General features: G+C 66.1%; 11 protein-coding genes. 5 read left to right on the top strand and 6 right to left on the bottom strand.

Features of this window, described 5'->3' with window-relative positions:
• Positions 1-21: 21 nt before the first annotated feature.
• The 4 genes from MXD57_RS26140 to MXD57_RS26125 are packed head-to-tail and all read right to left on the bottom strand — an operon-like array spanning position 22 to position 3,696.
• On the bottom strand, positions 22-987 hold the full coding sequence (locus tag MXD57_RS26140) for a thioesterase II family protein (RefSeq protein WP_250404481.1): 966 nt from the start codon (positions 985-987) through the stop codon (positions 22-24).
• A complete protein-coding gene (locus tag MXD57_RS26135; RefSeq protein ID WP_250404480.1) occupies positions 984-2,228 on the bottom strand; it encodes an aminoacyl--tRNA ligase-related protein in 1,245 nt (414 codons plus the stop codon). Before MXD57_RS26135 ends, MXD57_RS26140 begins: the two co-directional genes overlap by 4 nt.
• Positions 2,229-2,245: 17 nt before the next feature.
• Entirely contained in the window at positions 2,246-3,418 is a 1,173-nt protein-coding gene (locus MXD57_RS26130; protein WP_250404479.1) for an acyl-CoA dehydrogenase family protein, read from the bottom strand.
• Entirely contained in the window at positions 3,415-3,696 is a 282-nt protein-coding gene (locus MXD57_RS26125; protein ID WP_250404478.1) for an acyl carrier protein, read from the bottom strand. The genes MXD57_RS26130 and MXD57_RS26125 overlap by 4 nt, the downstream gene beginning before the upstream one ends.
• A gap of 308 nt (positions 3,697-4,004) precedes the next feature.
• On the opposite strand from MXD57_RS26125, the gene MXD57_RS26120 reads away from it, so the two are divergent.
• Positions 4,005-4,813, top strand: a protein-coding gene (locus tag MXD57_RS26120; protein ID WP_250404477.1) for an IS5 family transposase whose coding sequence is annotated in 2 segments (ribosomal slippage) — positions 4,005-4,352 and positions 4,355-4,813 — 807 coding nt in all. Because the reading frame shifts where the segments join, the coding sequence is not laid out codon by codon here.
• A 36-nt stretch (positions 4,814-4,849) separates the two neighbouring features.
• On the opposite strand, the gene MXD57_RS26115 is transcribed toward MXD57_RS26120, so the two are convergent.
• Complete coding sequence (locus MXD57_RS26115) at positions 4,850-5,395, bottom strand: DUF3885 domain-containing protein (RefSeq protein ID WP_250404476.1); 546 nt, start codon at positions 5,393-5,395, stop codon at positions 4,850-4,852.
• Between the two features lie 1,515 nt (positions 5,396-6,910).
• A complete protein-coding gene (locus MXD57_RS26110; RefSeq protein ID WP_250404475.1) occupies positions 6,911-8,050 on the bottom strand; it encodes a PucR family transcriptional regulator in 1,140 nt (379 codons plus the stop codon).
• Between the two features lie 87 nt (positions 8,051-8,137).
• Between MXD57_RS26110 and MXD57_RS26105 the strand changes: the two genes are divergently transcribed.
• From MXD57_RS26105 to MXD57_RS26090, 4 genes are all read left to right on the top strand, one after another.
• Entirely contained in the window at positions 8,138-9,193 is a 1,056-nt protein-coding gene (locus tag MXD57_RS26105) for a ferredoxin reductase (protein ID WP_250404474.1), read from the top strand.
• 7 nt (positions 9,194-9,200) lie between these two features.
• Entirely contained in the window at positions 9,201-10,319 is a 1,119-nt protein-coding gene (locus tag MXD57_RS26100; RefSeq protein WP_250404473.1) for a fatty acid desaturase family protein, read from the top strand.
• Positions 10,320-10,741: 422 nt separating this feature from the next.
• Complete coding sequence (locus tag MXD57_RS26095; RefSeq protein WP_250404472.1) at positions 10,742-11,188, top strand: hypothetical protein; 447 nt, start codon at positions 10,742-10,744, stop codon at positions 11,186-11,188.
• Between the two features lie 84 nt (positions 11,189-11,272).
• Positions 11,273-11,571, top strand: a 299-nt coding sequence (locus MXD57_RS26090; protein ID WP_250404471.1) for a cyclic nucleotide-binding domain-containing protein, incomplete at its 3' end; no start/stop codon positions are given.

Raw genomic sequence — 11,571 nt, 5'->3', positions numbered from 1 at the left:
TCCCGGTGCCGCGTGCGGGCATCATCGGGGAACTCCGAGCCACCGGCACACCTTCTCCACCACGGCCGCTTCCGAGGTCTGCGCGAAGAAGTGCCCACCAGCCACCGGCTCGATGGCGAACGGCCCTGTGGAGTAGCCACGCCACTGCTCCATGCCCGCCCGGTCGGCCTCCGCGTCGTCCTCTCCGTACAAGGCGAGGACGGGGCACTCCAATGGACCGTCGTCACTGACGCGGTAGTGGTCGTAGATCGAATAGTCAGCGCGCAGAGTAGGCACGTACAACTCCATGAGCTCGTCGTTCTCAAGCAGCTCGGCCGGCGTGCCGCCCTGTTGGCGCAGGCGCTCCTTCAGCTCGCCGAACGGAAGGTCGTGTGTCCGTTCCTCAGGAGTGGCGAGGTGGGGTGCCCGGCAGGCGGAGACGACGAGGTGCCGCGGTTGGGACAGGCTCCGTGAGCGCCGGAACCTGATCAGCTCGTTGGCGATCAGAGCCCCGAAGCAGTGCCCGAAGACCGCGAACTCGCCGTCCCGGTCCCCCAGTGCGCTGGAAAGGTCCTGCAGGAGAAGGGGAAGGCTGTCTATCGCCGGCTCCGCGCTGCGGGAACCGCGCCCGGGCAGCTCAAGCGGCATCAGACGGACCGACTCCGGGAGCCAACCGCGCCAGCTGTCGAATACGCGCGCCGAACAGCCCGCGTACGGAAGGCAATACAGGTCGAGACGCCCGGGCACCCTCTCTTCGGGAGACGCTCCCAGCTCCGAGATGCTCTTCAGCAGCCCCTCCACGGTGGGGGCCCGGCGAATGTCCTTCAGCGGGACCCTGACGCCGCCGAGCGACTCGGTGAGCTCGCTCTGGAGCTGAACCAGCAGGACGGAATTCCCACCGGCTTCGAAGAAATTCTCCCGGTCGTCGGCCGGGTACTCCTCAAGCGTCCGGTACCACGCCTGAACGACGAGGGTCCTGGTCTCCTTCGTAACAGCCTCATAGGTCATCTGCTCGCCTCCGTGGCCCCGGACGACTGCACCGAGCGGCTGACTGCGTCCGGCCAGCCGGCCGGATCGAGACCGTGCTGGCACACAAAGGCGTACGCGAAGCGCTCGAGACCGAAGGCGACGCAGCCAGTGTGGGCGATCTCGCGGTCCGGCGTCCTGATGGAGAACGCCTCGCCCAGGGAACTGCCGTGGGTGTTGAAGGACACGGCCGCCACAGAACGGCCTCCGGGGACCGGAAGGAGCAACTCGTACTTCAGCTGCATGAGGCGCTGGGTCCAGATCTTCTCGGCCGTCTTGGCATCGCAGAAGAAGGGATCGCTGGCAGTCTCCACATGACCTGCGAGACCGAGCTCCTCCACGATGGCGAAGACGTCCTGCATGAACGAATTTCTGGCCTCCGCGACGCGGTTCTCGCTCCCGATGAACACCACCTCGCGCATGGTGAACTCCCACAGGCGCTCCAGCGACCGGTGGTACCGGGATTCGTGCCGGAAGCACGTACCACGCGCCGTGACCGACACCAGATCGGCGTCGAGACTCTTGCCCGCGTGCTGCTCGTAGACGTGATAGCAGACGGCCGGGGACAGCGTGTATCCCGAGTGTGTGCTGTGGTCGGCCAGGGCTCGTGAGACGGCCGCATCCGTGTCCTCGGCCGAGTCGCGGTCGCTCACCTGCTTGACGAAACCCTTGTAGGAGTCCAGTTCGCCGTGGAGTCGTCCGGCGAACATCAGAAACTGCGGAAAGGACGTGAGATAGCCGCTACGGGCGAGTACCCCGGTCGGAATGAGACTGGGATACCTGTGTTCCAGCGCGCCGAATGAGCGCTGCGCGGCCGCCCGGAAGACCTCGTCCAGGTGGGCGACCAGACCTGTGAAGGGATCACCGAATCCCAACTGGCCTTCACCGGAAGGGATGGCGATTCCCTGGTCGAGCATTCGGTCGAACGTGTCGTCATGTGTCGTCACAGGATGACTGGACTGCCAGATCCGATGCTCCATCACGGAACGTTGCGGAAGGATGTCGTCGGAGACGAGCTGATTGAGCATGCTCCGCATCTGCACCGTGTCCGACGGAGCGCGCGTGGTGACGCGCACCGCGCAGACGACGGCGGTCTCGCCCTCCTTCTCCTCGACCAGTTCGAAGCTCTCGATGTCCTCGGACACGAAGAACACGCGCTTCGACAGCTCTCCGGCAAGTCGCAGAGGCACCTTCTGGCTCAGCGGGACCGTGTACTGGTGCATGCTCGTCTCCTCCCGCATCAGAGCAGCGTGACCTTGGGGTCCAGCAACACGAGGGCACCCGTGGCCGGCCACATGCGGTCGTTGGAATGGTTGAGCCGGGCAGAGCGCAGATCCCGGAAATAACGCTCGAACTTGATGGGCGCGAGCCGGCTGTAGCCACCGTTCATCCCGGCGAGCTGGACCAGGCTGTCCGCAACCTTGAACGTCAGCTCGGACGCGGCGAGTTTGAGCGTGTTCACGCGGAGGCGAGTGCGGGTGTCGGACCATGGCCGCCCAGCCGATCGCGCGGCCGTGAGCTCGTCGCACAAGCGCGTGAGGTAGGCGCTCACAAGATCGAGGTCCACCCTTATACGCGCCAGTCGCTCCCGTACCAGATCTGAATGGATGTCAGGACCGCCGCGTCGCGCGGGAGCCCGAAGCCACCGCAGCAGCTCGGAGAAGGCCCCGCGGGCAGCTCCCAGCCAGCAAGCCGACCAGCCAAGATGGGCAAGGGGGATCATGCTCTCACTGGCCATGTCCTCGAACCGTCCCGGTTGGCCCACCACCTGGTCGGGTGGCACCGAGCCCGAGATCGTCAGACCTACGCTCTCGGTTCCCCGCATTCCCAGCGGATCCCAGTTCCCGTGCTCGCTGATCCGCAGTTGGCCGCGCTCTGCGTACACGAGGCTCACCTCGTGCGACTGCGCCTCTGGTGCGGCACGAAGCGTGATCAGAAAAGCCTCGGCATGCCGTCCTCCGGTGACCACCGGAGCGACCCGCTCGAAGCAAGCCTCCTCGCCGCGCAGCGTGAGTGGCGCATCGGCCCTGAGAATGTCGGCGCCCTTGCCCGCCTCCGTCGTGACCGAGGCGAGATAGATCTTCCCATCGGCGATGGCCGGCAGAACCGTCTCCCGCAGTCGTTCTCCCGCGAAGCGGGACAACCCGTCCACCTGGAAGGCATGCATCGTCCAGATCGCCGCGGTCGATGTGCAGGCTGCCGCCAGCTGACTCGCTATGTGCACATACAGATGAAGATCGCTGCCGAGCCCTCCGTATTCCCTGGGCACGAACATTCCCATCAGTCCGGAAGCGCGGAGAGCGGCCATTGCCTCGACCGGGAACCTGGCTTCTCGGTCGGTGCGTTCCGCGTTGTTGCGCGCGACAGCGACAATGTCCGTCAACACGGTTTCGTACTCGTTGACGTCCGTCATTTTGCAGCGTCCAGATTGACTCGCCGCGCGACGAAGTCCCACATGGTCCGCGGCGTGGAAAAGTGTCGATGGTCCAGGTCGTCGTCGAACAGCGTGGTGCCGTAGGCGGTTTCCAGTCGGAGGAGAAGCTCCACCATCTTTACGGAGTTCAATCCCAGCGCCCTGAGCTCCCGATCCCAGATCTCGGGCGTCACAGCGGGCAACTCGGGCAGGATCTGCCTCAGGACGGAGTCAAACTTTTCGTCCCAGCATGGTTGTTCGACATTGTCGACTGACATGCCAGATCCCCTCCTGGCTTCTCGACCAGCACCTCAATTTGCTGCGCTGCTGTAGGACTTCCCAGCATCCTCACGTTGCTCAGAAGGAGTGTCCAGCGGAACCGGTGGCAAGATCCTGCAGCGTCACGTTGAGGTCATCCGCCTTCTCCTGGCTGCTCTCCCCGCAGTTGATGTGGTTAGAATCATGCAGGCCGGAAGTTGATCCCCGTGCGATGAGGGCGTGGTGGAAAGCATGGATCGGCGGTTCCGCGTGTTCGTGTCCGTCTAAGGCGTCGTTTCTTTTGGCGTGATGGTTCGTTGAACCGTGCATGACGGATCTGGTTGAGCGGTTGGTGCCGGAGGAGTTGTGGGTGCTGTTCCGGCGTGTGGTGCCGCCGACTGAGGTGAAGCGTCCGCAGGGTGGGGGTCGGCGGCGGGCAGGTGACCGTGAGGCTCTGGCCGCGATCATCTTCGTGGCGACGTCGGGCTGCACCTGGCGCCAGCTCCCGCCGGTGTTCGGCCCGGCCTGGCCCACGGTTTACCGGCGCTTCGCCCAGTGGAGCCGGGACCGGGTCTGGGCCCGGTTGTATCGGGTCGTGCTCGACGAACTCGGTGCTCGGGGTGAGCTGGACTGGTCGCGGTGTGCGATCGACTCGGTCAGTGTCCGGGCGGCAAAAGGGGGCCTTTGACGGGACCGAATCCGACCGATCGCGGCAAGCTGGGATCGAAGATCCACCTGATCACCGACCGCAACGGACTGCCGCTGTCCCTAGGCATTTCCGGGGCGAACATGCATGACAGTCTGGGCCTTGAGCCGCTTGTGCGCGGGATCCCGCCCATCCGCTCCCGTCGCGGCCCGCGCCGCCGACGCCCGGCGAAGCTGCACGCCGACAAGGGCTATGACTACGACCATCTGCGTCGGTGGCTTCGCAGCCGTGGCATCCGCCACCGCATCGCTCGCAAGGGCGTCGAGTCCTCACAGCGGCTCGGCCGTCACCGATGGGTGGTCGAGCGGACCGTGTCCTGGCTGGCCGGCTGTCGGCGGCTCCACCGGCGCTACGAGCGCAAGGCCGAGCACTTCCTTGCCTTCGTCGGCATAGCGGCACTGCGCATCTGCTTCCGTCGGCTGACTACCTGAATCCGGCGACCTGGGCGGGGTGGCGAGCCGGCCAAGTCAGAGACCCGACGGGTGGCTGGAAAGCCAGTCGGCATGCCGATCGCGTGTCTGATCCCGTTCCCCGGGTGTGGCGAGGAAGACATCGGCGCCGCCGTCGTAGGGGTGATAGATGCGCCGCATCTGGGTGTCGGTGATGAGGACTCCCGCCACCTTGTCTTCAGCGATGTCACGGAGCAGCTCGTCGAAGCAGCCATATCGCCAGGGCTGGCGGGCGGCGAAGAGATGGCAGTAGGTACGGAACTCCGGGTCTGGATCGTCCTCCACCAGCAGGGTCTGCCAGTAGCCACTGTCTGGCTGGGCTGGCGGAACCTCGGCTTCGATCGCCCAAACCGGGTTGATCACGTAGACATCCCCACCGGCGAACAACTCATCGAGGACGGTGTTGTACCGCTCCAGGACGACGTCGTATTCGCTCTCGTCCTCTGCGTATCGCTTCGACTCCGGCAGGCTGTGGAAGCGCACCCAGCGATCCCGGTACGGGTCGCGGAGCTTGTACCCGACCGGAGGACAGTCTGGCCAGTGCTGCTGCCACAGCTCGGTCAAAGCCGTTTGTACGCCTCCAGACACTTGCCGCACCCGTCCTCTCGCCATTGGCTCCCGTCGACGACCATGATGCCCGGCACCCATCCACCAACAGAAACGACGTCTAAGGCCGGACGTAGCCAGGCTCGTCGCCTGCCGCGCGCTGCAGACTGGAGTGAAGCCATCCCAGTTCAGCTGCCGGTGGCCAGCCAGCCGATCCGGCCTCCCGCACTCACTGACCCGGTCGCACGGGGAGGGGCCGCACCCCTCCTACGGACGGATGAGCGGGTGCGATCGCAAATCAGACACCCGAAAGAGTCACAGGCATGCGGATCGTACGAGTCACCGACCGCATCGCGCGCAGCCAGCGCGTTCGATCTCGACCCAGGAGCGGCACCGGAGTGCTCCGGTGCGGCTTCGCCGTCTCACGGATCCGCGCGGAGAACCCGCCACGACGGGCCTCGCCGTATCACTCTCGTGTCACACCGCAATCACCAACTGGTCAGACCGTCCCGGACCAAAACGCCCTGACCTGTAATTTCCTGCCCACGCTGGACTGCCGTAGACGCCCCTGGACGGTCTCTACAACCTGTGCCATGTGGTACCCAGTGAGGGACCCAGGATCAGGACCGGAGCGTCTTCTGGCCCGTCGAAGCGGTATTGCAGGGTGTTCGGTGGTGTCTCACTCACGCCCCAGACCCTCTCACGTCTCACGACGGCCCCTGTAGCGAGGGTTGCGAGTGCACAGGTCTGACCCGGTGGTAGACCTCCCGGGCCGTCCGGCACCTTGAAGCGCAGGAAGCGGCATGGCGCCACGCCACCCGACTGACCGAGTACGTGAGCGCGGTACGCACACGAGTCGAGGCCATGCCACCCGGGCAGACCAGAACCGAAGCCGAAGCATGGATCAGCCGGCAACATCCACCGTTGAGAGCCTCGACCCATTGAACACACCGCCCCGGCTGCCCGACATCCCCAACCCACGGGCCGACGACCTGAAACCCTTCCTCGGGCACTGGAGCCCCTACGGTCCCACCTACTGAACGCCCGCACCGCACATTGTTCGCCCACAACCGCAGTTCAGGAGCTCTTCGCGACCGGTTCAATCGCGGCACACCGACCTGGTGGGCCATCGGAAAGATGTCGACCTGAGCGATCTTCGGAAAACCCGAGGTCAGACACCATTTCCTGGCCCATCGCCATGCATGTGGGTGCCCAGGGAGTCAAACGGGCGTCACGGCCGACAGTCCGCCCTTTCAACCCGGTCGCTCCAGCCTTCGCCAACACCCTGCTCCACGCGACCGGCGTCCTCCTCGGCCAACTCCCGCTCAGTCGCGACCGGGTGTGGCTGGTCGGCCAGACGCGGGCCTGACGGATCGGCAGGTGGGCGACTCGTGGTGGAACGCTCCCTGTCAGCCGACCTGCTGCACCTTGATCGCGTCGCTCACCGAACCGTCCCGGCTGCAAGGACGTCCAGGTAGACACCGAGCACGATGCCGGGATCCTCCGGGAGTTCGTGGACGGTCGAAGTACGCGTCAACTGGCCCGAAGACCGACCGCCAGCGTCAGTTCAAGGACCCGGTGTGGCGATGCGAGATCCGGAAACAGCTCCCGCAGCTGTGACATCCGGTACCGGACGGTCTGGGGATGGACGAACAACGCCGCCGCCACCTCGTCCCGCCTGCCCTGGTGCAGCAGCCACGCCCGCAACGTCTCCTCCAGCCGCTGTGCGGTCGCGACAGGCAAGGTGCGCAACGGTGCGAGGGCTCGGGCACGCAGGTCTGCGAACGCGTCCACGTCGGCGCTCAGCACCAGCTCGGGCAGGTGGTCCTCGGTGTCGCGGATATCAGAGGAGAGGGAGCGCGCGCGTACGGCTCGTGCGTAGGAGGCGGAGGCACGAGTCCATGGCCGGGCCGGGCCGACCACGGCGGTGCGGTCGGTCAGCTGCCGCAAGAGATGTGATCGGTCGGAATCGGGGACGAGCAGCACACCGGTGGCGTCCGGCAGATCTTCGAGGACGAGGGTGCTCGGGTCGAGCGCGCGGTAGGCAGGCCGGGCCTGGGCGGCGGGCAGCAGGACCGCCGTCAGCGTAACCGGAGGCTGCCATCCGGCCCGTTGAGCAGAGGCCAGCAGCACGTCCGGGCTCGCGCCGGCGAGGAGGTCGCGGGCCAGGTGTTCCAGGTGGCGTTCGTGGGCCCTGCCCCGGGCGGCCAGTTCGTCGGCGTGGCCCGCGGCGCTCGCGGCGGAGAGCTCGTCGATGTAGGCGAAGGTCAGCTCGGCGAACTTGGCGACCTCGGCGGCGGGCAGACCTGCGGACACGGCGCCCGCTGCCAGGCATCGCCAGGCCACGCGGGCGCCGACGCGGTAGGCGCTGAGCAGGGCGTCCATCGAACGGCCGTCGCGCACCTCGCCGCGGCCCAGCTCGTAGGCCGCGTCACCGCCGTCGCCGCCCGTGGCGTTCCCGCTCGCGAGGTCCAGGTAGTGCCCGAGGGCGGTGCGAACAGCTCGACGGATGGTGCCGCCCATGCGGCCCGAAAGGGCGTTCGCGTAGGGAGGGACCTCATCGATGATCGCCTGGACGACCTCGTCGGCGGTGGTCCTCAGCGCGGCCCGAAGTGCGGTGACCGTCGTCTCATCCAGGGCCAGTTCGCTGGCCCTCTGGGTTACACGATTCACGTTTTTATTCCCTGCGAACAATTCCACCCACCAGATTCACGTCCTACGGTCAGGACTTTACGCCCTGAGACGCAGCAAGCTGGAGTCATGACGAGTGCAGCCCTTCGCAGCAGGGCATGGAAACTGCTGGAGATGGTCACGACGCCGCTGCTGCCGTCGGACTACCTCGACCTGGTCAGCCCACTGCGTGCGGGCGCTGACCTGCGGGGGCGCATCGAGGCCGTGCACCCCGAGACGGATGACGCCGCGACCATCGTGATCAGACCGGGACGGGGCTGGCGCGGCCACACAGCCGGTCAGTACGTCCGGATCGGGGTCGACGTCGAGGGAGTGCGCCTGTGGCGTGCCTACTCCCTCACCTCGCCGACGAACCGTCCGGACGGCCGCGTCACGATCACCGTGAAGGCGATCCCGGACGGCAAGGTCAGCAACCACCTGGTCCGCAGGGCGAAACCGGGCACGCTGATCCAACTCGACCAGGCAACCGGTGACTTCGTGCTGCCGCAGGCCAAGCCCGCCAAGGTGCTCTACCTGACGGCCGGCAGCGGCATCACACCCGTGATGGGCATGCTGCGCGACACCGAGTTCGACGACGTCGTCATGGTCCACTGCGCGCCACGGCCGCAAGACGTGATCTTCCGCAACGAACTGCACGACCTGCTCGCGGACAAGAAGCTGCGGCTCACCGAGGTGCACACCGACACAGACGGCATGCTCGACATCGCCCGTCTCGACGAACTCGTGCCCGACTGGGCCGAGCGCGAGACCTGGGCTTGCGGGCCCGCGGGTCTGCTCGACGCCGCCGAAAAGCACTGGAGCGAACACGGCGTCCAAGAGCGCCTGCACACCGAACGCTTCCGCCCCAGCATCGTCGTCGCCGGCGACGGCGGCAAGGTCACGTTCAGCGCCACCGGCAAGACCGTCGACGCGGACGGCGCCACACCGTTGCTGGGCATCGGCGAGGAGGCCGGCGTGCTCATGCCCTCCGGGTGCCGCATGGGCATCTGCTTCGGCTGCATCACCCCGCTCAAGGCGGGCGCCGTCCGCGACCTGCGCACCGGCGAGATCACCGAGGCCGAGCCGGGCGTCCTCATCCAGACCTGTGTGTCCGCCGCGGCGGGCCCTTGCGACATCGAACGGTAGGAGCACCTTGACCGCCATCGACCCCACCGCCCACCTGACGGCGGCCCAGATCGAGGAGCTCGGCCACGAGCTGGACGCGATCCGCGACGAAGTGATCGCCGGACGCGGCGAGAAAGACGCCGCCTACATCCGTAGGGTCATCTCGGCGCAGCGCAAGCTCGAGCTGGTCAGCAGGGGTGTGCTGCTTTTCTCGATCTTCCCGCCCGCGTGGCTGCTCGGGACCGCCGGTCTGTCCGTGGCGAAGATCATGGACAACATGGAGATCGGCCACAACATCCTGCACGGCCAGTGGGACTGGATGCGGGACCCGAAGATCCACTCCACCACCTGGGAGTGGGATCACGTCTCGCCGGCCGACCAGTGGAAGCACTCGCACAACGAGCTGCACCACACGTACACCAACGTGCTCGGCAAGGACAACGACCTCGGCTACGGCATCATGCGCGTCGACGAGGACCAGAAGTGGCACCCGTTCCACCTCGGCCAGCCGCTGTGGAACTTCATCAACGCCTGCTTCTTCGAGTACGGCATCGCCGCCTACGACCTGGAGCTCGGCAAGAACCTGAACAAGCACCGCCGCAAGAACCCGGAGTTCCGCGCGCGGGCCAAGGCCGTGGGCCGCAAGATCCGCAAGCAGGTACTCAAGGACTACGTGATCCACCCGCTGCTGTCGGGCCCGTCGTTCCTCACCACGCTCGCCGCCACGTTCACCGCGAACCTGGTCCGCAACATCTGGTCCCACTCCGTGATCATGTGCGGGCACTTCCCCGAGGGCGTGCAGGTCTTCGAGCGCCGGTCGATCAAGGGCGAGACGCGCGGCCAGTGGTACCTGCGCCAGATGATGGGCTCGGCGAACATCAGCGGCAGCAGGGCCATGCACTTCATGACCGGCAACCTGTCGCACCAGATCGAGCACCACCTGTTCCCGGACCTGCCGAGCAACCGGTACGCCGAGGTCGCGGTGAAGGTGCGCGCGCTGTTCGAGAAGTACGAGCTGGAGTACGTCACCGGACCGCTGCCCAAACAGGTGTTCTCCGCGTGGCGCAAGGTCTTCCGGCTCTCGCTGCCGAACAAGAAGCCCAACGTCAAGACGCCGGACCGCGAGCAGGAGCTCGTCGCCGCCTGATTGTCACAAACGCCTGGCTCACAAACCCGAGGGCAGGCGCCCTTGTCCGCAGGCTCCAGAATCGCCACGCACTCCACGTGATGCGTCATCGGGAAGACATGAGACCGAGAAGGAACTGACGTATTCCCAGGTCAGAAGCCATTTACAGCCCAGCCATAGGACCTGCAGACGCTCGGAGCGTCAAACGAGCGTCACGGCCGAGGCATAAGCTGTCGCCCAACGATGCCCAGCCAGCGGTAGGCGCTCGCTCCGCCTCACCGGTGCCGCCCCACATCTCATTGACTACGGACCCACGGAAGGCCGTGGAGTGAGGAGCCTACCGCTGCTCATGCCCTGCGGTAGGCATCACCCCTCGACAGCTGAGAACAGGCCGGCAACTGCCACGACAAGCAGGCGACGGCCACAGAGGGATGCGGGGCGACATGCACGAGCCAGGCAATATTCCGTTGGAGATGGAGCGGCTGCAAGGACACGCTGAACGCGCCTTCGTCGAGGTACAGCGGGCGGATACGAAAGCAACGGCTTTGTGCGGAATAGCCGGCGGCTTGCTGGCTGCAGGGGTTGCCGTGCTGTCGAGTGCGCACGACATGGCCCCTATCGCGTTGTTCTCCTTGGTTCTGATGTGTCTTTTGCTGATGGCCGCGATAGGGGCTGCGCTGCTCGCTCTGCGACCCGTGGTCCCAAGGGCGGGGCTGCATACCGAATTGATGAGCGAAGCGCTCGTACACAACCGGGTCGGTGTGAGTACGGCTGCGCATGGGGAGCTTGAACGGCATGTCGAGGGCCGCCGACTACACGTGCTGGCCCGGCTGGCGGACAGGAAGCTGCGAGCGGCCCGCCTGGCCGTCGACTTTGCCCTGCACTCCTGATGGCTGGAATGTGGCTATTGAGCAACATTCTGGTTAGTTGAGACGATCACCTAAGTGTGTCGGGGCCGCATAGCAGGGGGACGCATGTATCAGCCACATGCCACGGTGATCGGCGACAAGTTATGGGCACGCCTGAAGGCGCTCGCACCGCAGCGCGGAAGGCCCGCTCGGACTGTACTGCTCCGCCAGGGAGATCCAGCAACTCACTTGGTCGTGCTGGAATGCGGGTCAACGTTGATCACCCTGGACGGGGCCTGTGGAGAAAGGGCGCTTCTTGCCGTGCGCGGCGCCGGTGAGTTACTCGGTGAGCTGGCCGTGTTGGACTCCCAGCCGCGCACCGCCACGGTCATCGCCGCCGAGACCTGCCAGATCCGCATCATCCC

The organism is Streptomyces cellostaticus, from assembly GCF_023630175.1.
In the GTDB taxonomy this organism is placed as follows: Bacteria; Actinomycetota; Actinomycetes; order Streptomycetales; family Streptomycetaceae; genus Streptomyces; species Streptomyces cellostaticus_A.
This window is presented reverse-complemented; position numbering and strand designations above follow the sequence as displayed.